Origin of the sequence: Bradyrhizobium sp. Rc3b (assembly GCF_900114915.1) — a bacterium.
GTDB lineage: Bacteria > Pseudomonadota > Alphaproteobacteria > Rhizobiales > Xanthobacteraceae > Bradyrhizobium.
On sequence record NZ_FOUS01000015.1, the window covers coordinates 144,442 to 168,624 of the forward strand.

The following is a 24,183-nucleotide window of genomic DNA, read 5'->3' on the forward strand; positions in this document are numbered from 1 at the left end:
GCAACGCGTAGGCTGCCCGGTCGATATGGCCGGGCTTCCTTTTTGGGCGGAAAGCGCCCCGTTTCCAGTCTTCCAGCGTTGTTTCGAGAAGAGGTCCCGGTCCGACCGGCGAGATCGCGCTTAACCCATTGTTCGAACCAAAGAAGCTCACTCATGAACCTCCGTAACGTCGCCATCATCGCTCACGTCGACCACGGCAAGACGACCCTGGTCGACAAACTCCTCCAGCAGTCCGGCACGTTCCGCGAGAACCAGAAGGTGACCGATCGCGCCATGGACTCCAACGATCTGGAGCGCGAACGCGGCATCACCATCCTGGCCAAGGCGGCCTCGGTGCAGTGGAAGGACACCCGCATCAACATCGTCGACACCCCCGGCCACGCCGATTTCGGCGGCGAGGTCGAGCGCATCCTGAACATGGTGGACGGCGCCCTGGTGCTGGTGGACGCTGCCGAAGGCCCGCTGCCGCAGACCAAGTTCGTGGTCTCCAAGGCGCTCAAGGTCGGCCTGAAGCCGATCGTCGTCATCAACAAGGTCGACCGCCCCGACGCGCGCCCGACCGAAGTCATCAACGAGGTGTTCGACCTGTTCGCGGCGCTCGATGCCAGCGAGGAGCAGCTCGACTTTCCGATCCTCTACGGGTCGGCCAAGCAGGGCTGGATGGCTGACAGCCCGGAGGGTCCGAAGGACAAGGGCATGGAGCCGCTGTTCGACCTGATCCTGCGCCACGTCGCGCCGCCGAAGGTCGAGGAAGGTCCGTTCAGGATGATCGGCACCATCCTGGAGGCCAACCCCTATCTCGGCCGCATCATCACCGGCCGCATCTCCTCCGGAGTGCTCAAGCCGAACCAGCAGGTCAAGGTGCTCAACGCCGAGGGCAAGCTGGTCGAATCCGGGCGCATCACCAAGATCCTGGCGTTCCGCGGTCTCGAGCGCACCCCGCTCGATGAAGCCGAAGCCGGCGACATCGTCGCCATTGCCGGCCTGACCAAGGGCACCGTCGCCGACACCTTCTGCGATCCGACCGTCGAAGTGCCGCTGCCGGCGCAGCCGATCGATCCGCCGACCGTGTCGATGTCGTTCATCGTCAACAACTCCCCGCTCGCCGGCACCGAAGGCGACAAGGTGACGAGCCGGATGATCCGCGACCGTCTGTTGCGCGAAGCCGAAGGCAACGTCGCGCTGCGCGTCGTCGAAGCCTCCGACAAGGACGCAATGGAAGTCTCGGGCCGCGGCGAATTGCAGCTCGCGATCCTGATCGAGACCATGCGCCGCGAGGGTTTTGAGCTCTCGGTGTCGCGCCCGCGCGTCGTGTTCCAGAAGGACGAAGCCACCGGCGCCACCATGGAGCCGATCGAGGAAGTCGTGATCGACGTCGACGAGGAGCACTCCGGCGTCGTCGTGCAGAAGATGAGCGAGCGCAAGTCCGAGCTGATCGAGATGAAGCCCTCGGGCGGCAACCGTCAGCGCCTGGTGTTCTACGCGCCGACCCGTGGCCTGATCGGCTACCAGGGCGAGCTGCTCACCGACACCCGCGGCACCGCGATCATGAACCGCCTGTTCCACGGCTACGCGCCGTACAAGGGCGAGATCCAGGGCCGCCGCAACGGCGTGCTGATCTCCAACGACCAGGGCGATGCGGTGGCCTACGCCATGTTCAAGCTGGAAGACCGCGGCCCGATGATGATCGAGCCGGGCTGGAAGGTCTACAAGGGCATGATCGTCGGCGAGCACACCCGCGACAACGATCTCGAGATCAACGTGCTCAAGGGCAAGCAGCTCACCAACATCCGCACGACCTCGAAGGACGAGGCCGTGCGCCTGACCCCGCCGATCCGCATGACGCTGGAAAAGGCGCTCGCCTATATCGAGGACGACGAGCTCGTCGAGGTCACGCCGAAGTCGATCCGCCTGCGCAAGAAGCACCTCGACCCGAACGAGCGCAAGCGCGCGGAGAAGGCCAAGGAGGCGGTGGCGTAAGGCCACCGCTCTCCGTAGGGTGGGCAAAGCGCAAGCGTGCCCACCAATGGACGATGGTGGGCACGGCGCAAGAGCGCCTTTGCCCACCCTACAAAAGCGTTTGCCCGTCCGGCTTCAGCACACCCAGCGAACGTGCTAGAGCCCGCCCATGACCTCCCTCCCCTCCTCCGTGGACGTCGCGATCGTCGGCGCCGGTGCCGCCGGCCTCGGCGCTGCACATGCGCTGGCGGGCTCCGGTCTCTCCGCGATCGTACTGGAGGCACGGAACAGGCTCGGCGGCCGCGCCTGGACCGTACAGGCCTCACCTGACGTGACCTTCGACGTCGGCTGCGGCTGGCTGCACTCGGCGGACAAGAACTGCTTCGTTTCGATCGCGCAGCGGCTCGGTTTCGAGCTCAACAAGGACCTGCCGCCCTGGCGCGAGCGCGCCTATGGCAACGCGTTTCCGCAAGGCGAGCGCGACGATTTCATGGGCGCGATGGACGCGTTCTATGAGCGCCTCTGGGAAGCCGCGCAGACGGGCAAGGACGAGCCTGCGAGCCGGAGCCTCGAAATGGGCAATCGCTGGAATCCCATGATCGACGCGATCTCGACCTATATCAACGGCTGCGAACTCAAGGACATGTCGACGCTGGACTGGGATGCCTATGAGGATTCTGGTCTCAACTGGCGCGTCCGTCGCGGCTATGGCGCGCTTGTTGCGGCCTTTGGCGCGCCCTGTCCGGTGGCGTTGAACTGCAACGTCGCGCTGATCGATCATTCCGGCCCGCGGGTCCGCCTCGAGACGTCGCAGGGCACGCTGACCGCGGACAAGGTGATCGTCACCGTGCCGACCAATCTGATCGCCGATGAGACGATCCGCTTTTCGCCGCCGTTACGGTCCAAGGTCGACGCGGCAGCGGGCCTGCCGCTCGGCGTCGACGACAAGGTGACGCTCGCGCTCGAGGACGCCGAAGCCTTTCCCAAGGAAGCAAACCTGCGCGGCGCCACCATGCGCACCGCGATGGGCACCTACCATATCCGCCCGTTCGGCCAGCCCTGCATCGAAGGCTTCTTCGGCGGCAGCTTCGCCCGCGCGCTGGAAGATTCCGGCGACGGCGCCATCGCCGCCCATAGCATCGACGAGATCGCCGGCTTTCTCGGCAACGACATCCGCCGCAAACTGAAGCCGCTCGCCGAGTCGCGCTGGGCGCATGATCCGTTTGCCCGCGGCTCATACTCGCACGCGCTGCCTGGCCATGCCGGCGACCGCGCCGTGCTGGCCGCGCCGGTCGATGGCCGGCTGTTCTTTGCCGGCGAGGCGACGTCGCCAACCTTCTTCACGACCGCGCATGGGGCGCGGGACAGCGGGGAACGGGCGGCGAAGGAAGTGCTGGCGGCAATCGGGAAGCGCTAACCTCCCCACCAATGTCGTCCCGGCGAACGCCGGGACCCATGCCGCGTGATCTTTCAGTCACGCGTGGTGCGCGTACCGCGGATTGACCCTAACTTCCAGTCTTCGCCAAACTCCGCTCTGTGGTGGGTCCCGGCGTTCGCCGGGACGACACCAATCTTGTGGTGCCGCTGTCGCGTCACTCGATCACCCTCGCCCGCAAATCCGCATCGGGCACGAAACACGCGTCATACTTGCCGAAGATGCGATAGCGGTTGCGCGCGATGAGGCTGTACACGGGGTCCCGCAGCGGCTTCGGTACGGTGAACAGCACGCGCACCCAACCCCAGCCCGGGAGTCGCGACAGCACCGTCAACGCCGCATCCGACTTCATGTACACCTCACCGCCATGAACCACGGCATTGGTGTCGGGATCATCGGGGTCGATGCCGAACAACCGCGCGAGCCGGGCGCCATACTCCGACTGGATCGGCGTGAAGCGAAACCGCTTCGCCGTGTCGCGCTGCGCGACGAAGCGGACCCAGCGCGAGCAGAAGATGCAGACGCCGTCGAACAGGATCACGTCGTCATCGGGCCATTTGCTCATCAGCGGTTATCCAGCGTCAAGAGCGCCACCAACATCAGCACGATCGCCGGCCCCGTCTTCACCAGCGCGCCGAGCGGTTCGATCCAGAGATCGGGCGTCAGGACCGCCGCGCCGAACATATAGCCGAGCGAGGCGGTGATGCCAGCAACGAGCCCGGCCGCCGCGGTGCGGCGAAAGGCAATCATCGCGCCAATGCTCATGTCCATCAGGCTGGTGCCGATGGTGATGGGATCGACCAGCGCGGCCGGGAAGTCGTGCGCCGTCAGGATGTCGGCGGCGGCACGGTAGGACACGAACAGCGCGATGAAGCCGGAGACGAGCCAGAACACGACGAGGCTGGCGAAGATCAGCGCCTTGACCAGGAACAGCCGCGCGAACCATTTGTCCTGGACGGTCGCGGGATGACGACCAATCATATCGACTAGCGTCTTCGGTGCGATGCCCGTGGCGGCGATCCATGCGGAGGGATCACCTCGCACGCCGCGGCGCAGCTCGGCGATGGCGGTGGAGCGCATCGGCGGCATCCAGCCGAGATAATTGGCGAGATCGCCGATCCTGGCGCCAAGATCGAGCACGAAGGACGGCATCGCGACATGCGGCCAGGTGGCCGTGCCGAACGCAAGGCGGAACTGTTTGATGACGCCGGCCATGGTGACCGGCTCAGCCTGCATCAGATCCCAGCTCACGGCTTTGACAGCGGCATCGTCGATGTCGCGCACGGTGAGCCAGGCGATGGTGGCCGAGATATCCTCGACTGAAACGGGCTGGAACGGCGTCGCCATCTCCTTGTCGGGCAGGTCGAGCGGGAAGGCAGCGAGCGCGCGGAGCATGGCGCTGCCGCCATAGGCGGATGGTGCGACCACGAAGCCGGGCCGCAGGATGGCGTGCGCAATGCCTGAGGCCGCGATGAGGCGCTCGGCCTCGCGCTTGGTCGTTGCGAACGCAGTGCGATCGGCTTCGGCCGCTCCGGGGATCGAGATGTGCACCAGTCGGATCGCGCGGCCGCTGTCGGTGATCGCCGCAAGCAGGCGCGCGACGAAATCGCGATGCACGGCACCTGTGTCGCTGCCGGGGCCGTCCTGGAGCACGCCGAGACAGTTAACGACGACATCCACCGCATGCTCGCGCAACAGCCGCGTCAGCATGGTCGCGTCGAGCGAGAGGATCGGCAGCTCGATGTCGAGCGCGCTCGTCTTCTGCGCCGCCGACAGGCTGCGCGCCACGCCAAGCGCGCGAAAGCCACGCGCGCGAAGATCGTCCGTAACGAAGCGGCCGATCAGGCCGGAGGCGCCGAGCACCAGGATGGTTCGCTGGTTCATCACGGCTCTCAAAACGGCTTTGCGACCATCAGCCAGAGGATCAGCATCGTCGCGCCGAAGCCGGGGAAGCCGAACGCGAACCAGCGGCGAAACAGGACGAAGTATCGTTGTGGCAATGCACGGTGCTGCTCCGCGGCCTTTCGCGCGAGATCGCGCATCTCGATCTGCATGAACACGACAGGAATCCAGAACAGGCCGGCGACAACATACAACACGAGCGAGGCGAGCAGCCAGCGCTCGGTGATCGGCATCGCCGAGAGCAACATCAGCAAGCCGCCCGTGACCGGCTGGAGGAGCACGGCCGACAGTGTGAAGATTGCGTCCGCAATGACGACGACCGAAGCGGTGCGCGCGATGAACTCCGCATCGTCGGTGCGATGCGCCATCAGCATGAAGAAGGCGATGCCGGTTCCGGTGCCGAGGATGACGATGGCGCCGAGCACATGGAGAAACTTGACCAGGAAATACAGCGTCATGGCTTCTTGGTCGCGGTTGGCCTGCCTTGGTTCAGCGCACCCACGAGCTCCCGGCTCGCGGCTTTGACGCCGGCCTCACTCTCGATCATCCAGTGCCCCTCGCTGCCGACGGCCGGCAAGGTGCGGAAGTCGATCTTGCCGCCGCTGCCGCGAAACGCATCGGCCAGGCCCTTTGAAAACGCCGGCGCAAAATAGCTGTCATTGGTCGCAACGAGCCATGTGACAGGAATGCGCGCGCCCTTGCCGAACTCTGCAGCGGCGGCAAGAAGCGTGTGTGGCGCGCAGATCCGGTTCGGCTCATCATTGGCATGGCCGCCGCGCCCCGGCGCAAACACTGTGATCGCGGCGATCGCCTTCGGATCGGCATTGGCGAGCGCCAGCGCACCCCAGCCGCCGGCGGAATGGCCGATCACGATGGCAGCGTCCTTGCGGATAAAATCCTGCTTTCGCAAGAACTCCAGCGAGAGCCGGATTTCCTCGGCCGTTGCACGGCCCGAACGCGCATAGTCGGCCTCATCGCAGCCGCCCTGGTCCTCGATATAGCGGCCGCCGGTCGCACCATGGCCGAGCCGCTCCGGCACCAGCACGGCAAACCCGCGCGCGACGAGATAGGCGGCGAGCGGACGATATTCCGGCTGCGGCATTTGCGCTCGACGCAAGCCATTCTGCGTCGAGGCGTGTGCGATGACCACAAGCCGGAACGGACCTGCGCCGGCGGGGCGAAACAGCAGGGCACGCGCAGCGATGTCGGTATCCGGCGACGGCACCCGCCACGCTTGTCGGCGAAACGGTTCACCCTCCTCACCCGATGGGCCAAACGTGACCTGAGCGCACAGAGGCGGCGCTGTCAGCAAGGCCAGCAGAGTCAGAAGCGCGAAGATGTTGAGAAGCCGCATGAATGGCCGAGGACGAGCACGAACAGCGACAGCCACACTAGTAGGAACGAATCACTATGGGCGGACTTTCTGCGTGGCCCTCGCCCTTCATTCGTTGCCGCAGAGGGAGTTTTGCACCGACACACGGCACGCCGGTGCCATTCGCGTCGGCGTCCTGTCTTTTTTCGGTACAACATGGCTCAGATACTGATGCACAAAGTCCACACGTTAACCGATAATTAACGATAGGTCTTGCCGCCGGCGCGGCGACTTGGTTTGATTGCGCCCATGAGCACAACCCTGATCGAGGTCCGGCCGGCCAAAGCTGCAGATGCGACTGCGGTGGCGTCGACTCATGACGAAGCTTGGCGCTCCGCCTATCAGGGCATCATTCCCGGCGCCGAGCTGGAAAAGCTCATCAACCGCCGCGGCCCGCAATGGTGGGACAGCGCGATCCGCAAGGGCAGCCGCGTCAGCGTGCTGGTGTTCGGCGACAAGATCGCGGGCTACGCCAATTACGGCCGTAATCGCGCCCGCAGCCTGCATTTCGACGGCGAGATCTACGAGCTGTACCTGCGCCCCGAATTCCAGGGCCTCGGCTTCGGCCGCCGCCTGTTCGCCTCCGCCCGCCGCGACCTGATGCAGAGCGGGCTGAAGAGCATGGTGGTGTGGGCGCTCTCGGACAACGACCCCGCGACCGAGTTCTACCGGGCGCTTGGGGGCCGTATGGTGGCCCGCTCCTCGGAGCGGTTCGGGCCGAAGTCGCTCGACAAGGTTGCCTTCGCTTGGACCAATTGAGCTGCTGAAAGCCTAGGCGGCAGCGTTTTCCTTCCGTCGATACCGTTGCCTTTGAGCCGGTGACTTCCGGATTCATTATTTCACAAAAACGCGATGGATCAGCGGGCCAAGCCCGCGTATGACAGCGCCAAATCGCTGCCGGGCGCGATTTATCCTCGGCAATAACGGAGCCTTGAATGCGTATCGATGCGATCTCGATCGGGAAGAACGTACCTCACGAAGTCAATGTCCTCATCGAAGTCCCCGTGGGCGGCGAACCGATCAAATACGAGATGGACAAGGAGGCCGGCACGCTGGTGGTCGACCGCTTCCTCTACACGCCGATGCGTTACCCCGGTAACTACGGTTTCATCCCGCACACCTTGTCGGATGATGGCGATCCCTGCGACGTCCTGATCATCAACACCCGCGCCATCATTCCCGGCGCCGTCATGAGCGTGCGCCCGGTTGGCGTGCTGTTCATGGAAGACGAAGCCGGCGGCGACGAGAAGATTCTGGCGGTGCCGTCGTCGAAGCTGACGCAGCGCTACGACAAGGTGAAGTCGTACTCCGACCTGCCCGACATCACGCTGCAGCAGATCCAGCACTTCTTCGAGCACTACAAGGATCTCGAGAAGGGCAAATGGGTGAAGATCCTGCGCTGGGGCGGCCCGGAGGACGCACACAAGCTGATCCTCGAAGGCATGGATCGCGAGAAGAAGAAGAAGGGCTAATCGCCATTCCGGGGCGATGCGTCAGCATCGAACTATGGTGCGCAATTGCGCACCTGAGAATCTCCAGGTTCCGGGCTCGCACTTCGTGCGCCCCGGAACGACTGCGTTGACTACACCGCCGGCTTCGGTAGCTCGGCGATCGCGCAGGCCGCACGCAGCGTGTTGACCAGCAGGCACGCCACGGTCATCTGGCCGACGCCGCCCGGCACCGGCGTGATCGCGCCGGCCACCCCAAGCGCTTCCTGATAGGCGACGTCACCGACGAGGCGCGTCTTGCCGTCTTCTTTGGGTATCCGGTTGATGCCGACGTCGATCACGGTCGCCCCTGGCTTCAGCCAGTCGCCGCGCACCATCTCAGGTCTTCCGACCGCGGCATAGACGAGATCGGCCTGCTTCACGAGCCCGGGCAGGTCACGCGAGCGCGAATGCGCGATCGTCACCGTGGCGTTCTCGTTCAGCAGCAATTGCACCAGCGGCCGGCCGACCAGATTGGAACGGCCGATGACGATGGCGTTCTTGCCTTCGAGCGAGGCATGCACGCTCTTGGTCAGGATGATGCAGCCGAGCGGCGTGCAGGGCGACAGCGCCTCGAAACCGCCGGCGAGCCGGCCGGCATTGTTCGGATGCAGCCCGTCGACGTCCTTGGCGGGGTCGATGGCGTTGACGACGGCCTCGGTGTTCAGCCCCTTCGGCAGCGGCAGCTGCACCAGAATGCCGTGCACGGCCGGATCGCGGTTGAGCTTCGCGACCAGCGCCAGGAGGTCTCCTTGCGAGACGTCGGCCGGCAGCTTGTGCTCGAACGAGGCCATGCCGGCGGCCTGGGTCTGGGTGTGCTTGGAGCGGACATAAACCTCGCTGGCGGGGTCGCTGCCGACCAGCACGACCGCCAGCCCCGGCACCAGATCGTGCTCGCGCTTGACGCGGGCGACCTCGTCCGCGACGCGGGCCCGGAGTTCCGCGGCAATGATTTTTCCATCGATAATCTTGGCGGTCATGTCAGTTCCCTCAGTCTTTCGATTGGGCCGAGACGAGCTGGCGCAGGGCTTCGCCGAGCCGTGCCGGATCGCCGTCGACCGCGATCTGCTTCAGCCGCGAGGTGGCGCCGGACAGAAGCTTTACGCCGGCCTTGGGGACGCCCAGCGATTTCGCCAGCAGGACCAAAACGGCCTTGTTGGCCTCGCCGCCATCGGCGATGGCGCGCACCCTCACCTTGAGCACGCTGCGGCCGTCGGCCAGTTGCTCGATCCCGTCGATGCCGTCGCGACCGCCGCGCGGCGTCACCCGCAGCGCGATGCTGATTCCTGCGGCCGAGTAGCGCCAGGGTTCCTTACAAGCTTTGTTGGCAACCAAGGCGCTCCAGCCCGCTCAGATCACGTTGGGGTAGATGTAGTACAGGATCACCCGCTCGATGAACATGATGATCAGGATCAGGATGATCGGCGAGATGTCGAGACCGCCGAGACTGGGCAGGAAATTGCGAATCGGCGCCAGCACCGGCTCGGTGATCCGGTACAGGAACTCCGCCACCGCCGAGACGAACTGGTTGCGGGTGTTCACGACGTTGAAGGCGATCAGCCAGGACAGGATCGCGGAGGCGATCAGCAGCCAGACGTAGAGGTCGAGCACGATGATGACGATGTCGAGAACGGCACGCATGGCTTTTGAAGCCTCTGGCTTTTGAAAACGTTGGCTGCGGTCGGGATTGACGCCTTTTGCTAGATATCGGTTCCCCCCCGCCCAAACAAGGGAAGTCCGCGCCCCGAATGGCTAAAACCGGGTGACACCCGTCCTTGACTTGACCTTGGCGGGGACTTAAATGGCGCCCGGTTGTCGGCCGCGTTTACCAGAGCGGCCAGCAAAGGGGCCATAGCTCAGCTGGGAGAGCGCGTCGTTCGCAATGACGAGGTCGGCGGTTCGATCCCGCCTGGCTCCACCAGCCTTCGCTGGCTTCGCCAGCTTCGGCTCGGCAAGCCCTTTCGTGGCGAAGGCTGCCGCTGCGAAGCCCGCAGGGCGAAGACGGACTTTTCCAAGCTCCCCCTACCTCCCCGTAAACCGCGGCGGCCGCTTTTCCATGAAGCTCGCCACGCCTTCCCGGAAGTCGCTGCCGGCGAGCGCCACCATCATCTCCCGATTGGCTTCGATGGTTGCCTCGGCGAGCGTCTGGAACGGCACCTCGTAGAGCTGGCGCTTGATCACGGCCATCGCGCTCGGCGAGACGAAATCGGCGAGATCGCGCGCATAGGCATAGGTCTCCTCGCGAAGCTTCTCAGGCGGGCAGAGCCGGTTCACCAGGCCGATCCGCAGCGCCTCGTCGCTCGGCACGCGCCTCGCCGAGAGCAGCAGATCCATCGCATTGGCATGACCGACGATGCGGGGCAGCATCCAGCTGATGCCGTGCTCGGCAATCAGGCCGCGCCGCGCGAAGGCCGTCGTGAACACCGTGTTGTCGGCGGCAAAGCGCAGATCGCAATAGAGCGCGTGCACGAGCCCTATGCCGGCAGTCGCACCGTTGAGCATGGCGATCACAGGCTTCTTGATCGACGGATAGAAACCGTAGCGCGTCTGCCAATCCGGACGGCGGTTCATGTCGAACGGCGGCAGGTTCGACGCGCGCCGGACGTCGTCGGGGTCGAGCCCCTTCAAAGCATCCATATCGGCGCCGGCGCAAAACGCGCGGCCCGCGCCGGTGAGGATGATGACGCGGACATTGTCATCGGCGCTTGACGCTTCCATCGCATGGCGCACGTCGCGCTCCATGGTCGGCGTCCACGCATTCATGCGATCGGGACGGTTGAGCGTGATGGTCGCGATCTTGTCGCTCACCTCATAGAGAATGTGCTCGTAGGCCATGACGCTCTCCCTTTGTCTGCCGGCGCAATTTCGCGCGCTCGTTGGGGAGCGAGCCTAGCATATCCAGGGATGAGGCAAGGGCTTCGCGCGAACGCGCGGATCACTCGGCGGCTTGCGCCAGCACCGGCCGGCGCGCCAGCCAGCCGTCGATGAAATGATCGAGCCAGGCGCGCTCTGCGACATCGTATACGGCACGATCGGCGAAATGATGATGTCGCTGCCGCGCACCGGGCGCGCTGAAGCCGTCATAGCCGCGCGTGGTCCAGCGATGCATCATCGCGTAGGTCACGTCGGGATGAAACTGCACGCCGAAGGCATTGCCGGTGCGGAACGCCTGCACCGGAAAATCGTCGCCTTCTGCAAGCAGCTCGGCGCCGACAGGCAGCTCGAATCCCTCGCGATGCCAGTGATAGACCTGGGCCGGCCAGGCCGGGCAGAGGGCGTGGCCCGCAGCGGTCGGGCGGATCGGGTAGTAGCCGATCTGGGTCAGCGCATCGGCATGCGGCGCGACGCGGGCGCCGAGCTGCATCGCCAGCATCTGGGCACCAAGGCAGATGCCGAGGAATGGCCGCTGCTCGCGCAGCGGAATTTCGATCCAGTCGATCTCGCGGCGAATATAGTCGTCGGAATCATTGGCGCTCATCGGACCACCGAAGACCACGGCGCCGGCATGCTGATCGAGCGTCTCGGGCAGGGGATCGCCGAAGCGGGGACGGCGGATGTCAAGCCGATGGCCAAGCGCACGCAGCGCATTGCCGACACGGCCCGGCGTCGAGGATTCCTGGTGCAGGATGATCAGAACCGGCAACTGGGTTTCGGAGGCGACGGCACTTGGCGTCCTTCTCGGGAAGGGCACCACTTCTGCGCTACCAAACCTGTCCGTCCGGAACGACATGGCCTCTGCGAGTGCTATCGGTTCAGACCGTCAGCATAACTAAGCGATCGTTAATTTCGTGTGAGTTCGCGCACACATCGAAGCCGAAGCAAGCTCCGGGCCAATACGGGAGCTTCGAGGGCTAATGCCTCTGCCTCTGGAATCTGCTGGTGGCAGCCAGGATGAAGCCCCGCGGGAAGAAGCGCAGCGCGAATGGCACAATCTTGATGCCGAGACCAGGCAGCACTGCCCGTTTGTTGGCCATCAGGCCACGATAGGCCTCCTGCGCGACATCGGCGGCCGAAACATTGAGCAGGGCCGTATCATGTCCGGAGCCGACGCCCGCGCGCGCCTGGAATTCGGTGGGCACGGGACCCGGGCAAAGCACGGTGACGCGAACCCCGCGCGGCGCGAGCTCGGCCCGCAGCGCTTCGGTGAAGGAAATCACGTAGGCCTTGGACGCGTAATAGACGGCCATGCCGGGGCCGGGCAGGAAGCCCGCGACCGAGCCGACATTGAGAAGACCGCCCTTGTTCCTGATGAGTTGATCGGCGAATCGCAGCGACAAATCGGTCAGAGCCCGCACGTTGACATCGACAATCCCGATCTGCTCGTCGCGATCGCGCTCGATGGCATCGCCGAACACGCCGAAGCCGGCATTGTTGACGAGGTGATCGAGCTCGACGCCTTCGGCGGCGAGCGCCGCCGCGATGGTGTCGCCGGCGTCGGGGTCTTCGAGATCGCAGGCGATCACGATCGGCTTCTTGCCGCCTTTGGCGGCGAGCTCGTTCGCGAGCGCCTCCAAACGGTCCGCGCGCCGCGCTGTCAAAGCGAGACGATGTCCATTGGCGGCGAACACGCGCGCCAGCTCCGCACCTATGCCCGCCGAAGCACCGGTGATCAACGTTACCCGCTCAACCACGATCGAAGTCTCTTGAATTGAAGTATTTGGCCCCGCAATGACGGAACGAGAGCATAAGCCGTGCGCGACAGGCAAGCGGCGTCGGCCGCATGGCCGCCTGAGCGGGCGACAGGAGGCGCAGGAAAGCCGGGTTTTTACGGATGAATCCGGAGCCGGACGGCCGGCAGCTACATTAAAGTTTCGTCATGTGATCCGCACAACCGGCCATCCGCCGGTTTGCGCGGATCAGCCGCCGACGGCGCTGTCCGTCACCTGACCACCGGCGCGCTCCGCCACTGTATGCTTCAGGTCGATCCGGTCGCGCTGGGAAATCCCGAGCAGGTCGGAGGCGCGCCAGACGACGTTGTCTTCGAATTCGGAGACCTGGCCGTCGGCATAGACCAGCTCCCACATCATCCGGACGATGCGCTTGCGGCCCTCTTCGTCGAGCGAGCGCATGATGACGCTGGTGAAGTGATAGAGGTCCACCGCCTCGCCCTCGACCTGGGTGGCGTCCGCGATCAGACGATCCGCAGTGCCGCGATCGAGCTTAAAGTGGCTTTCGATCAGGCTGTGCAGCTTGCGCTGCTCGGCCGCGCTCGGCTGGCCGTCGAGCGAGATTACGTGGACCAGCAGCGCGGTGGCCGCCAACCGATAATCGCTGTCACCGAACGTGCGGTTCTGGTCATTGGGGGCAACAATATCGGCGATGAATTGGCGCAGGCCGTCGAGCATAAGATCCTACCGAAATCGATACAGCCGCGAGGCGCGGCCGTTACCAGCATTATATGAGCAGGAAACTCAACCGGCGCAACGTGCGTCAGTTCCGCGCGCTGCATTACGTTTCGGCAATCTGGATACCGTCATTCCGGGGCGATGCGCCAGCATCGAACCCGGAATCTCGAGATTCTCAGGTGCGCAGTTGCGCACCATAGTTCGCGCTGCGCGCGCCCCGGAATGACGAATGATCTCTCACGGAATCTCGTACACCACCATCTTGTCGGCGATGCCGCGCAGCGCTGCCTGTTTCTGGATCGGCTTGATCGCGCGCTGCTCCAGCACCTCGGCAACCGCGGGCGCATCGAGCACCGGGCCGGTGATGTGAATCTCCTGCGCGGTCGACAGGCTCTGCACGCGGGCGGCGATGTTGACCGTCTGGCCGAAATAATCCTGCCGCTCGTTGAGCATCACCGCGAGGCAGGGACCTTCATGGATGCCGATCTTGACGATGAGATCATCAGTGCCGCGCCGCTTGTTGAGCTGGTCCATCGCCGCGCGCATCCGCAGGCCCGCGACGATGGCATGCTCGGGACGGATGAAGGTCGCCATCACGGCATCGCCGATCGTCTTCACCACGGCGCCCTTCTCGGAGGAGATGATCTCGAGCAGTGCATGGAAATGCGCACGCACGAGATCGAAAGCGGCGAGATCGCCGACGCGCTCGTAAAGCGCCGTCGAGCCCTTCAGATCGGTGAACAGGAAGGTGAGGGACGTGATCTGGAGCCGCTGGTCCAGACTGAGGTTGTCCGCCTTGAAGACATCGCGAAAGGTCTGGTTCGACAGCATCCGCTTGGCGGTGAGGAACGGCTTGCGCTTGCCGATGAGATGATGGAGTGCCTCGGCCGCGATGAACACCGACGGCAGCACGCGCACGCCGGCCTGGTTCTCCAGCGACAGCCGCAGCGGACCCGGCCGCATGGTCGTGGTCCCCGTCGGGGCCTGCACCTTGTTGTACATGATGGCGAGCTGCTGACGATCCTTGGTCGGCTCGCCCTGGACGTCGATGAAATGGGCGGCGTGCGTGACCGGCTCGAAGATGATGACAAAGTCACTCGGCAGCTGCAGCGACATGGTCGCCTTCTCGCCGGCCGGCAACTCCATCGTATCCAGCGTCACCTCGTTCGCCAGCGTCGCAAACGATTCCTTGTTGAAGTCGACGCCGGAGCTCCAGAACACCTGCTTGAAATACTCCCACACCGGCAGCGTGTCGGGGTCATGCGCCGCGATGCGTCTGACCCGCGGATTCACGGTGAAAGACACCTCGACCTGATCGTCGACGGAGGCCTTGTAGCCGCAGGCGCAGAGCGCGCAGTGATAGTCGTCGGGCTTGAGCGCCTTCAACGTCGTGTGCGCGCCGAGCACGCCGCCGCAGCCTGGACACAGCACGTTCCAGCCGAGATCGAACAGCCCGAGCCGTGCTGCGTGCAGGAACGCCGAGATCGCGTGCTCTTCGTCGACGGCATGGTGCGTCGCGAAGTCGAGGACATTGACGCGATTGAGCTCGTGATCCTGGCCGTCCTCGATCAGACGCGCAATCGCATCGACCACCTTCGCGTCGGCGGTCTGCTTGAGAACGGAGAACTGGGCCTGGATGTCGCTCATCGCGGAAACTCTGCTGGTTGAATCACGCCATCGGCCAGGCAATCGCCTGTCACCGACGGGTGATACGGAACATGGGTGAGTGGTCCGGCTGGGTCGTGACGACGCCGAGCGGGATCACGGGATCCGCCTGATCGGCGAGCTCGACGCGGAACGCGCCGATCAGCCGGGCCAGCGCCAGCACGGATTCAGCTTGCGCAAACGGTGCGCCGATGCAGACGCGTGGACCTGCGCCGAACGGCAGATAGGCGAAGCGATCGGGCGCCTCCGTCGACATGAAGCGCTTTGGAATGAACGCGTTCGGCTGATCCCACAGCTTCTCGTGCCGGTGCAAAAGCCAGGGCGCGATCATGATGATGTCGCCCTTGGCGATCTCGACGCCGGCCGCATTGTCCTTCTCGCGGGCGGCGCGCGCGACCAGGAAGGCGGGCGGATAGAGCCGCATGGTCTCGTCGATCACCGCGCGGGTGAATTTCTGGCGATCGATGTCGGCCATGCTGTCGAGATGCTCGCCGCTTGTCTCGGACGCCACCTCCTCCTGCGTCTCCGGATCGAGTGCGAGCAGATAGAGCGCCCAGAACAACGCCGTCGCCGTGGTCTCATGACCCGCCAGGATCATGGTCGCGACCTCGTCGACGAGCTGCTCGTCGGAAAAGCCCTTGCCGGTGTCCGGATCGCGCGCCGCGTCCATGAGATCGAACAGATCACGCGGCGGCGCGCCGTCCTTCTTGCCGGCGGCGCGCCGCTCGGCGATCAGCATGGCGACGAACTCGGTCCAGCGCTTGCGGAAGCGGGCGCGGGCAAAATCCATCGGGCTCGGCCACGACACCGGCAGCAGCATGTCGAGGAAGTAGGGCCGTCCCAGCCGGGACGCATATTCCATGATGAAATTGCGCAGGGTCGCGCCATGCCGGTCCATGCCGAACGAGAACATCGTGCGCCCGGCGATCTCCAGCGTCATGCGCTGCATGATTTCGCGCAGATCGACCGGCGCGCCCGTCTGCGTATCGAGCTTCGCAATGGTCTCGTCGAGCACCGCCGTCATGTGCGGCACGAGGTTGGCGGTGGCGCGCGGCGTGAAGGCCGGCGCAAGCGTCCGGCGCTGGAACGTCCAGGAATGACCTTCCGCGATCAGAAGCCCGTCACCGAGCACCGGGCGCAGCATGCGGATGCCGGCCGGCGTGCGCGTATAGTTCTCGTAATTGTTGAGCAGGACGTGCCGGATCGCATCCGGCTGATTCAGGATGAAACTGTTGCGAAGGAAGAAGCGGCCCTTGATGACCTCTTCCTCATAAGCGGGCTGCCCCCATGTCGCGATCATGTTGCGCCGGATCACGGCAAGCCGGCCGAAGAACGACATGTCGTCGGGCGCACGCGGGGGAGCCGGGGGGATGATGGGCCTACGCACGCTGGCGATATTCATGGCTCTCTCCCGCAAGATGTGACGCAGGCAAATAGCTAATAAGTCAGCTCGGCGACCGCAATCCTGTTCTCCTGGGCGGGCCAGGCGCGCGCCACAATTCGTTCTTCGCCGAACTCGGCCACAATGTTACGCCCAACCTCGCTGGCGGGAAGCCGCAGGGTTGCTGCCGCATCCGTGGGCACGCCTGGCTTGACGTCGGCCGGCTCCTTGCCGTCGAAGAGCACCACGTCCCGCGGCAGGCCGAAATAGCCCCTCGGCCGCGACATGATCACGACCGCGGCTGCGTCCTTGTCGGCCGGCCCGAGTGGGCGCGCGGCCCGCAAATGCACGACATCGGATGAGCGCGGGAAGGGCGAGCGGTAGATGTGCGTCGTCGGCGTGTCGGGCGATGCCAGCACGAATTCGAGCGACCAGGCGGGGTCGACCTGAGCCGGCCCCCAGCGGCCGTCGGCACCGGTCTTCGCGCTGTGGAGCGCACCGCCCTTGCGCTCTCCGGTATCAGGATCGACGCGGAAGATATCGACGGTTGCGCCCGCCACCGGGCGATTGGTCGGCACGCCGCCCGGCGTCCCCGTGACGAGGCCGCTCAGCCGGACGCTTGGCTCCGGCACGATCGCGATGCGCGCGGGCTCGCGTCCCGCGATGAATTTGTAGATCTCGCGGAAGGCACGCGGGTGGAATGCCACCTCGCGATGGTCGAGCGCGCCGAGCACGAGATTGGTGGCGCCCTTCAGCTCCGGCCCTTCATTGGTGACACCGGTCGGCGTACCGGGCTTGCCGATGAAGCGGCCGTCGGCCTGGGCGTATTTGTCCATGCCGTCGCTGCGCAAGGTGAGGAAGGCGACACCCGGCGTCACCTCACTCTCGCCCTCGTTCAGGCCACGCAGGAATACGCCACGGCCGTTGAACTCGTTGTTGGGCTGGTCGTCGGTGGCGAACACGCCGTGATTGGGCGTGCCGCACAAGACCGCGTGGCTGACGTCGCCGGCACCGCCATTCTTGGTCACGTTGCGGATCGAATAGCCGCCGCGCGAGCTGCCGACCAGCGCCACGCGCGCCGCGCCGGTGCGGCGCTTCAGCTCAGCGATGGCAGCGGCGAGCTCGCGGCGCTGGTCCTCGGTCGAGGAGCGGTTCGCCTGCTCGACCTTGTCGTCGCTGCGCGCGTTGGGATCGGTGAAATTGATCGCCATCATGCGATCGCGCGCGATGCCGTTGGATTCCATCCGCCACAAGGTCGTCATCCAGAGCGCGTCGTAGTCGCCATTGCCGTGGACGAACAGGATCGGCGGCACCTCGGTGCCCGGCGCCGCAGCGGGCGCGGATTGGGCCGATGCGCCGGTCCGCAAGCTCGCAATTGCGAAAGGCAAGCTGCCGGCCCCCTGCAGGATCGTCCGTCGCGACAGCTTCATTTGTTCCTCCCGGCAAACCAACTCTTTGCACCGCTTATAGCGGCCTAACCACTGGACAGCGAAGGACTTTCGCGGGCATCACTGAATTGGCCGGAATCGCCCAGGATCACTCCAAGACCATTCTGCCAGCCCGTTTGGAAGGGGATATGACCGAGCAGACGAACCGCCAGAAAATCGCCGCCGACGGCATCACCGCGCCTCTGCGGTACACGGTGTTCCGGCGCATCTGGCTCGCCAGCCTGCTCTCCAATCTCGGCCTCCTGATCCAGGGCGTCGGCGCGGCCTGGGCGATGACGCAGATGGCGGCCTCGGCGGACAAGGTGGCGCTGGTGCAGACTGCCTTGATGCTGCCGATCATGCTGATCTCGATGCCGGCCGGCGCCATCGCCGACATGTATGACCGCCGCATCGTCACCCTGGTCTCGCTGATGGTCGCGCTCGCCGGCGCGACGGTACTGACGGTGCTGGCCGGGTTCAATCTCATCACCCCGGAGACGCTGCTCGCCTTCTGCTTCGTGGTGGGCAGCGGCAACGCGCTGTTCGGCCCGGCGTGGCAGTCTTCGGTCAGCGAACAGGTGCCGCCCGATGCGCTGCCTTCGGCCGTCGCCTTGAACGGCATCAGCTACAACATCGCGCGCAGCTTCGGTCCCGCGGTCGGCGGCGTCATCGTCGCCTCGCTCGGCGCGGTGGCCGCTTTCGCCTGCAACGCGATCCTCTATCTGCCGCTGCTGGTGGTGCTGCTGCTGTGGCGGCGCAGCACCGAGCCCTCGCGCCTGCCGCGGGAAAAGCTCAACCGCGCCATGGTCTCGGGCTTCCGCTACATCACCAATTCACCGCCGATCAAGATCGTGCTGTTGCGCACGCTGGTGATGGGCCTGATCGGCGGCGCCATCATGGCGCTGATGCCGCTGGTCGCGCGCGACCTGCTGCATGGCGGTGCGCAGACTTACGGCATCATGCTGGGCGCCTTCGGCATGGGCGCCGTGATCGGTGCGCTCAACATCCACGAATTGCGCAAGCGCATGAGCGGCGAGGCTGCGATCCGCGCCTGCACCATCTCGATGGCCTTTGCGATGGCCGCCCTTGCCCTGAGCACCGAGCCGGTGCTGACGGCGACCGCGCTGGTATTGGCCGGGGCGGTCTGGATGGCCGCGATCGCGCTGTTCAATATCGGCGTGCAGCTCTCGGCGCCGCGCTGGGTCGCCGGCCGCTCGCTCGCGGCATTCCAGGCCTCGATTTCCGGCGGCATCGCGATCGGTGCCTGGGGCTGGGGCCATCTCACCGACTATGCCGGCGTCGAGGTCGCATTGCTGACCGCGGCCGGCCTGATGCTGATCTCGCCGCTGCTCGGAATCTGGCTGACGATGCCGCGCGTCGGTGCCCGCAACGAGGATGCCGACGTGCTGGCCGATCCCGAGGTGAAGCTGTCCCTGACGGGGCGCAGCGGACCCCTGGTGGTCGAGATCGAATATCGCGTCGCTCAGGAGAACGCGCGCGCGTTCCACAACGTGATGCAGGACGTGCAGCTCTCCCGGCAGCGCAACGGCGCCTATGGCTGGTCGATCGCCCGCGACATCGCCGACCCCGAATTGTGGACCGAGCGCTATCATTGCCCGACCTGGTTCGACTACTTACGCCAGCGCAACCGCTCGACCCAGTCCGAACGCGCGCTGCATCAGCAGGCGATCGATTTCCATATCGGTCCCGAGCCGGTGCGGATCCGCCGCATGCTGGAGCGTCCGTTCGGTTCGGTGCGCTGGAAGGAGGAGACGCCGGATCGTGCCAGTGCCGAGGTGCTGCCGGTGGTCGCGACCGCGGCGGGGAGCAGTGTCAGACCGTAGCCCGGATTACGCTTCGCTCCATCCAGGCTACGAGAACTCTTACTGCCCGTGCTCGGTCAGCACCTTGTCGCAGCCTTTGCTCAGCTTCGTGCGGTGCTGCTTCAGGCACGCGAGCACGGCGCCATCGCCATTGTTCATCACGGCACGGCAGAAGCGGGTGACGTCGCGCGCGCAGGCATCGTGGCCCGGCTGCTGCTGCGCGGATACGACCGATGCGCCGAGCAGCAAAGGAAGAATGAAAAGAAATCTGGCCATCGCGTAATGCCTCTTACCCGGAAGAATGTGCGGGCGAAGGTAGTGCGACGATCCCTCAGCCGCAACGGCTTTATTGGCAGGCTGCATGGCGCTGCCGCGTGACCCCGGCTTGACGCCGGGGCGTATCGCGAGGGGAGCTAACCGACGCAACGATTGCAGTGTTGCGTGCTCTTACTGCTTGTCCTGGGCGTCAGCGACCTTGCGCGACGCGCCCTTGGCGAGATCCTTGTCCATCACCGCGCGGCAGCCGGCGCTGAGATCCGAGCGATGCTTCATCATGCACGCCGTGATCTTCGGGATGTTGGGGATTTCCGACGAGCACAGGCGGAAGGCGTCGCCGGTGCACTGCTGCTGCGCCTCGGCCGAGAAGGCGAAGCTCGAACTCGTCGCGACGAGCGAGACGATGGCGGCCAAACCGAGCGCCAGGCTGGCGTCGCGGAGACTGGCAAAGAAGGACTTGGTGTTAAGAGGCTTGGTGTCAAGAGACTTGGTCATCTGAAGCTCCCATTGGCGCCGTCGCAACGGTGCCGGTTGTTGATGGGAGCTACGATGCTCCAGCAAAACAGTTTCCACTGTGATGATGGTCACGGGCTGCGCCCCGACTGTGATGTCGGTCACTTTGGCGCACCTCCCTGAAATTCCTCCACAACCGCCGTCGTGTTGGTGTCACGTTAACTGTTACTTCGCATTAATGGCTCGTCGCGCGGGAAATTCCGCCGGTTTGGTTGCGTAATTGGAAAGAGTAGCGATGCGTAATGCGTTGGGCCTGATGTTGGCCAGTGTAGTTGCGGCGGTCGTGATCGCCGCCGGCGGTTGGTTTTATTATTCCTCGCGCGCCGATCAGGCCGCTCCCAAGACAATTGCCGCCCGTGCCGCCGATCCGTTGCCGGCACCGGCGAAGCTCGCCGCCAGGGATGACGTCGAAACCACCGCGACGATCGCGGCCAGGCCGACGACAGTTGCTCAGGCACCTGCGCCCGCCCCGGCCATGCCGGTTCAGCAGAAATCGACCTGCGCCAATCCGAACGCGCTGGGCGTCTCCCGCGTGGTCGAGATCGACACCACCGGCGGCCCCGGCTTCGGCTTCGACCATTTCAAGCAATTCGACTTCCTCACCGACAAGGAGGTCGTGCTGACCTTCGATGACGGTCCCTGGCCCGTGAACACGCCGAATGTGCTGAAGGCGCTGGCGGACGAATGCACCAAGGGCCTGTTCTTCTCGGTCGGCAAGCACGCGACCTATCACCCGGAAATCCTGCGCCAGGTGCTGGCCCAGGGCCACACGGTCGGCACGCATACCTGGTCGCACGTCAATCTGAACGGCAAGAAGATGACGGAGCAGATGGCCAAGGACGAGGTCGAAAAGGGCATCAGCGCGGTGAAATTCGCGCTCGGTGCCAACCCGGCGCCGTTCTTCCGCTTTCCGCAGCTGCAGCATAATCCGGCGATCGTGAGCTATTTCGGCACCCGCAACGTCGCGATGTTCTCGACCGACGTCGACTCCTTCGACTTCCGCAAGGGCGCGACGCCGGAAAAGATCATCGAGACGGTGATGACCCGGCTGGACAAGCTCGGCAAGGGCATCATCCTGATGCACGATTTCCAGAAGAATACCGGCATAGCCCTGCCGACGCTGCTCGCGCGGTTGAAGGCCGGCGGCTACAAGGTCGTGCAGATGAAGGCCAAGACGACGCTGCAGACGCTGCCGGAATATGACGAAGCGATCATGAAGGACATGAAGGTGCCGACCGCGAGCACGAACACGCGTCCGATCGGAAGCGTGGTGCAGACGGTGTCGCAGTAAACGCCATCTATCCAAACCAAAACTCTTGCGTCATGGCCGGGCTCGTCCCGGCCATTTGCTTTTGGCGAGCCCCTTACCAATAGATGCCGTGGCGGTGCAGCTCGCTGATGATGCGGCGCTCGGTCCAGCGCTTGGACCTCGGCTTGTCCGCCCTTGCCGTTTTCTTGGTGGCGGGCTTGGTTGTCGCGACCGGCGCCGGGGTGGTCGTGGGCGTGGTCGCCGCCGGAGTGGCCGTGGCGGCCGGCGCGGAGAGCGACACTGCCGGCGGACGATCGGAATATTTCGGCGCCTCGGTGGCCGGCGCAGCTTCGCTCGCCTGCGGCGTGGAGGTGGTCGCCGAGGTTGCCGTGGTCAGTGGAGCGGGAGCCTGAGCGCCCGCCGCGGACAGCGACAGGCTGCGGGAGCCGTCTGCCTCGGCAGAGGCGGAAGCCAGGACCATGGTGGCAACCAGAATGATCTTGCGCATGTGAAATCTCCCCGTGATGGCGTGCCCGGGACATTACGGGGAAGGTATCCTGGGTTAAGTGATTGGCCTCACACAATCGCAGAGCAATTTCGAACCGGCCGGCTGCGATCAACACCCCCGCCGATAAACCCGCAGCGTCACGTCCGGAAAGCTCATGCTGTCGAGCAGGCAGACGCCCTTTTCCGCGTCCATGCGGGCGATGAGTTCATCGCCGACCCGCGGTCCGACCAGCGTGTGCTGGATCGAGCTCGAGACCACGAGGATGTTCGACTGCAGAAGCGCGTCTGCGGTGGCCGCTGCCGTTCGATGCAGCATCTCGCCGCGGACGACGAGATTCATCCGCGCCTGCGCCACATACAACTGAATGGTCGCGGGCGTGACCGGGTAGGGACTCGAAAAGCCGACGTAAAGCGGGCCCGACAGCGGTGGCTTGACGTCGCGCAGAAGCGACCAGAGACGTTCGGTCGATGCGCGGATGCTGTCCTGCTGCTGTGCGCTCAGCGGCGTCGCCACGCTGAGCTGACCGATCACGACGTGCTTGACGAACAGCGCGAGGGCGATTGCGAGCGCAAGCACGCGGCCCGCTGTCAGCAGATGGCGACGGATGTCTTTCGCAAGGGCCGTACGCGCAAGCAGCGATCCCATGGACGCCATGCTGGCGCAGCCATTGAGGACCATCGCGACGATGAACACGCCGTAGAACATTGCGCCGAAAAAGTAGGTCTTGATCTCGGCAACGGACGGAATGGCGTAGGCAATCAGCACGGTCGCGAGCAGAACGACCGCATCCAGCACCGCAGCCTGGCCCTGGATCGCAGCGAGCACGAAGCGCAGCAGCATCAAGGCCAACCCGATGGCGAGCCAATAGTGCAGGCCGAACTGTCCCTCTCCACCGATGGAGAAGCGTAGCAGTCCGGGCCAGAATCCTTCGCCCGTCGTCCAGAGGTCGCGCTGGCCGACGAACACGTTGAGGATGTAGGTGACGGTCTCGACCAAGGCCGGGCCGATCAGCACGGCCGTGGTCGCGATCAACGGCAGCACGAACCACGCCAGCGCGCCGAGCGCAGTCCTGATCGACAGGCGCAATCCGCCGGCCTGGATGCAATCGACGACCAGCCGGATCGCGAACGCGCTGCCGAGCAGAGCGAGCGCGGCCGGGAACGACGTCGGCTTGATGCAGGCGGCGAGTGCGCAGGCAACGCCGAGGCCAGCCAACGACCGGGCGCTGCGCCGGAGCACGCCGCGGTAGACGATGGCACCGGCGGCAAGACCCATGGCAAATCCCGAGGGCAGATCGGGACGCGCCTCGGTAATCGTGTGCCACAGCACCGGCACGCACACTGCTGCGACCAGACACGATGCGATCTCGAGGACCGGCCGTCGCCGAACCAGCCAGATGATCCCGAGCAGGAAGCCGAAGACGATCACGGCATGAACGAGATAGGGACCGACATAGCTTCCGGGAAACGACCAAAAACCGGTGGCCGCCACCAGCGTCGAAAACGGCGCATGGTGATGCAGCAAGTCCCAGACGCTGCCGGCGACGCCGCGGCTTCCAAAGGCATTCACCCATCTGACCGCGTCTTCGAAATAGGCGACGTCGTCATAGAGCGGGGGAACGGACAGCCGGCTGTGCAAGCGCGACGCGTCGAGCGATTTGGAGGCGACGATGGCGGTGATCAGCGCCGCTGGGATGACGAGACCGGGCAGCCGGACCCAGTCGCTCCGATCCGCGGCCCCGGTTCCGTTCGCCATGCCCCTGCCTGCCCCCAACGTCCACAACCCAGCCAGGCAGCATCGTAAGGACGCCGGCATCGCGCGCAATGCGCCGGATGCAATGG

The 24,183-nt window shown here is 65.0% G+C and carries 24 protein-coding genes and 1 tRNA gene; 7 read left to right on the top strand and 18 right to left on the bottom strand.

Annotation, left to right across the window (positions count from 1 at the left end; translation table 11 throughout):
* Positions 1–153: 153 nt before the first annotated feature.
* Together typA and BM190_RS31060 are read left to right on the top strand one after the other, a co-directional pair.
* Positions 154–1,980 (top strand): translational GTPase TypA, encoded by a 1,827-nt coding sequence (typA, locus tag BM190_RS31055; protein WP_018318956.1) that lies wholly within the window; start codon positions 154–156, stop codon positions 1,978–1,980.
* A 148-nt stretch (positions 1,981–2,128) separates the two neighbouring features.
* The gene (locus BM190_RS31060) at positions 2,129–3,376 is read left to right on the top strand and encodes a flavin monoamine oxidase family protein (protein ID WP_092261483.1); all 1,248 of its coding nucleotides are present in this window, start codon (positions 2,129–2,131) and stop codon (positions 3,374–3,376) included.
* Positions 3,377–3,551: 175 nt separating this feature from the next.
* Here BM190_RS31060 and BM190_RS31065 read toward each other — a convergent pair whose 3' ends face one another.
* The 4 genes from BM190_RS31065 to BM190_RS31080 are packed head-to-tail and all read right to left on the bottom strand — an operon-like array spanning position 3,552 to position 6,650.
* The gene (locus BM190_RS31065) at positions 3,552–3,959 is read right to left on the bottom strand and encodes a thiol-disulfide oxidoreductase DCC family protein (protein WP_092261484.1); all 408 of its coding nucleotides are present in this window, start codon (positions 3,957–3,959) and stop codon (positions 3,552–3,554) included.
* Positions 3,959–5,278 (bottom strand): SDR family oxidoreductase, encoded by a 1,320-nt coding sequence (locus BM190_RS31070; RefSeq protein WP_177237397.1) that lies wholly within the window; start codon positions 5,276–5,278, stop codon positions 3,959–3,961. Before BM190_RS31070 ends, BM190_RS31065 begins: the two co-directional genes overlap by 1 nt.
* Before the next feature lie 8 nt (positions 5,279–5,286).
* Complete coding sequence (locus BM190_RS31075) at positions 5,287–5,754, bottom strand: DUF2269 family protein (RefSeq protein WP_018318960.1); 468 nt, start codon at positions 5,752–5,754, stop codon at positions 5,287–5,289.
* Positions 5,751–6,650 carry a dienelactone hydrolase family protein gene (locus BM190_RS31080; RefSeq protein WP_092261486.1) on the bottom strand — a complete coding sequence of 300 codons (900 nt, stop codon included), beginning with the start codon at positions 6,648–6,650 and terminating at the stop codon, positions 5,751–5,753. The genes BM190_RS31075 and BM190_RS31080 overlap by 4 nt, the downstream gene beginning before the upstream one ends.
* Before the next feature lie 267 nt (positions 6,651–6,917).
* Here BM190_RS31080 and BM190_RS31085 point away from each other — a divergent pair, with 267 nt between their 5' ends.
* Together BM190_RS31085 and ppa are read left to right on the top strand one after the other, a co-directional pair.
* Positions 6,918–7,427: a GNAT family N-acetyltransferase gene (locus tag BM190_RS31085; RefSeq protein ID WP_018318962.1), complete on the top strand. Its 510-nt coding sequence runs from the start codon at positions 6,918–6,920 to the stop codon at positions 7,425–7,427.
* A gap of 176 nt (positions 7,428–7,603) precedes the next feature.
* Positions 7,604–8,140 carry an inorganic diphosphatase gene (gene ppa, locus BM190_RS31090; RefSeq protein WP_018318963.1) on the top strand — a complete coding sequence of 179 codons (537 nt, stop codon included), beginning with the start codon at positions 7,604–7,606 and terminating at the stop codon, positions 8,138–8,140.
* Between the two features lie 110 nt (positions 8,141–8,250).
* Here ppa and folD read toward each other — a convergent pair whose 3' ends face one another.
* From folD to BM190_RS31105, 3 genes are read right to left on the bottom strand one after another with little or no spacing between them, the layout of a single operon-like run.
* On the bottom strand, positions 8,251–9,135 hold the full coding sequence (gene folD / locus BM190_RS31095; RefSeq protein WP_092261487.1) for a bifunctional methylenetetrahydrofolate dehydrogenase/methenyltetrahydrofolate cyclohydrolase FolD: 885 nt from the start codon (positions 9,133–9,135) through the stop codon (positions 8,251–8,253).
* Positions 9,136–9,145: 10 nt separating this feature from the next.
* Complete coding sequence (locus BM190_RS31100; RefSeq protein ID WP_092261488.1) at positions 9,146–9,490, bottom strand: DUF167 domain-containing protein; 345 nt, start codon at positions 9,488–9,490, stop codon at positions 9,146–9,148.
* A 15-nt stretch (positions 9,491–9,505) separates the two neighbouring features.
* Positions 9,506–9,796 carry a YggT family protein gene (locus BM190_RS31105; RefSeq protein ID WP_018318966.1) on the bottom strand — a complete coding sequence of 97 codons (291 nt, stop codon included), beginning with the start codon at positions 9,794–9,796 and terminating at the stop codon, positions 9,506–9,508.
* Between the two features lie 204 nt (positions 9,797–10,000).
* Here BM190_RS31105 and BM190_RS31110 point away from each other — a divergent pair.
* A tRNA-Ala gene (locus tag BM190_RS31110) sits at positions 10,001–10,076 on the top strand.
* A 101-nt stretch (positions 10,077–10,177) separates the two neighbouring features.
* On the opposite strand, the gene BM190_RS31115 is transcribed toward BM190_RS31110, so the two are convergent.
* The 7 genes from BM190_RS31115 to BM190_RS31145 form a co-directional block, all read right to left on the bottom strand.
* Positions 10,178–10,990, bottom strand: a complete 813-nt coding sequence (locus tag BM190_RS31115; protein WP_018318967.1) for an enoyl-CoA hydratase — start codon at positions 10,988–10,990, stop codon at positions 10,178–10,180.
* Positions 10,991–11,090: 100 nt separating this feature from the next.
* Positions 11,091–11,885 (bottom strand): glutamine amidotransferase, encoded by a 795-nt coding sequence (locus BM190_RS31120; RefSeq protein WP_092261489.1) that lies wholly within the window; start codon positions 11,883–11,885, stop codon positions 11,091–11,093.
* A 121-nt stretch (positions 11,886–12,006) separates the two neighbouring features.
* Positions 12,007–12,786, bottom strand: coding sequence for an SDR family NAD(P)-dependent oxidoreductase (locus tag BM190_RS31125; protein WP_092261490.1), 780 nt, complete (start codon positions 12,784–12,786; stop codon positions 12,007–12,009).
* 225 nt (positions 12,787–13,011) lie between these two features.
* Positions 13,012–13,500, bottom strand: a complete 489-nt coding sequence (locus tag BM190_RS31130; RefSeq protein ID WP_018318970.1) for a tellurite resistance TerB family protein — start codon at positions 13,498–13,500, stop codon at positions 13,012–13,014.
* A gap of 237 nt (positions 13,501–13,737) precedes the next feature.
* Positions 13,738–15,147, bottom strand: a complete 1,410-nt coding sequence (locus tag BM190_RS31135) for an adenylate/guanylate cyclase domain-containing protein (protein WP_092261491.1) — start codon at positions 15,145–15,147, stop codon at positions 13,738–13,740.
* Positions 15,148–15,196: 49 nt separating this feature from the next.
* A complete protein-coding gene (locus BM190_RS31140) occupies positions 15,197–16,567 on the bottom strand; it encodes a cytochrome P450 (protein WP_092261492.1) in 1,371 nt (456 codons plus the stop codon).
* 35 nt (positions 16,568–16,602) lie between these two features.
* Positions 16,603–17,976 (bottom strand): hydrolase, encoded by a 1,374-nt coding sequence (locus BM190_RS31145; protein WP_092261493.1) that lies wholly within the window; start codon positions 17,974–17,976, stop codon positions 16,603–16,605.
* Positions 17,977–18,122: 146 nt separating this feature from the next.
* Here BM190_RS31145 and BM190_RS31150 point away from each other — a divergent pair, with 146 nt between their 5' ends.
* Entirely contained in the window at positions 18,123–19,817 is a 1,695-nt protein-coding gene (locus BM190_RS31150) for an MFS transporter (protein ID WP_092261494.1), read from the top strand.
* A gap of 39 nt (positions 19,818–19,856) precedes the next feature.
* Here BM190_RS31150 and BM190_RS31155 read toward each other — a convergent pair whose 3' ends face one another.
* Entirely contained in the window at positions 19,857–20,072 is a 216-nt protein-coding gene (locus BM190_RS31155; protein WP_092261495.1) for a cysteine rich repeat-containing protein, read from the bottom strand.
* Between the two features lie 171 nt (positions 20,073–20,243).
* Positions 20,244–20,567 carry a hypothetical protein gene (locus BM190_RS31160; protein ID WP_092261496.1) on the bottom strand — a complete coding sequence of 108 codons (324 nt, stop codon included), beginning with the start codon at positions 20,565–20,567 and terminating at the stop codon, positions 20,244–20,246.
* Positions 20,568–20,820: 253 nt separating this feature from the next.
* On the opposite strand from BM190_RS31160, the gene BM190_RS31165 reads away from it, so the two are divergent.
* Positions 20,821–21,876 carry a polysaccharide deacetylase family protein gene (locus tag BM190_RS31165; RefSeq protein ID WP_092261497.1) on the top strand — a complete coding sequence of 352 codons (1,056 nt, stop codon included), beginning with the start codon at positions 20,821–20,823 and terminating at the stop codon, positions 21,874–21,876.
* Between the two features lie 73 nt (positions 21,877–21,949).
* Here the strand turns inward: BM190_RS31165 and BM190_RS31170 are convergent, their stop codons facing one another.
* Together BM190_RS31170 and BM190_RS31175 are read right to left on the bottom strand one after the other, a co-directional pair.
* The gene (locus BM190_RS31170; protein ID WP_092261498.1) at positions 21,950–22,342 is read right to left on the bottom strand and encodes a hypothetical protein; all 393 of its coding nucleotides are present in this window, start codon (positions 22,340–22,342) and stop codon (positions 21,950–21,952) included.
* Between the two features lie 108 nt (positions 22,343–22,450).
* The gene (locus tag BM190_RS31175) at positions 22,451–24,097 is read right to left on the bottom strand and encodes a glycosyltransferase family protein (RefSeq protein ID WP_092261499.1); all 1,647 of its coding nucleotides are present in this window, start codon (positions 24,095–24,097) and stop codon (positions 22,451–22,453) included.
* Positions 24,098–24,183: the final 86 nt, after the last annotated feature.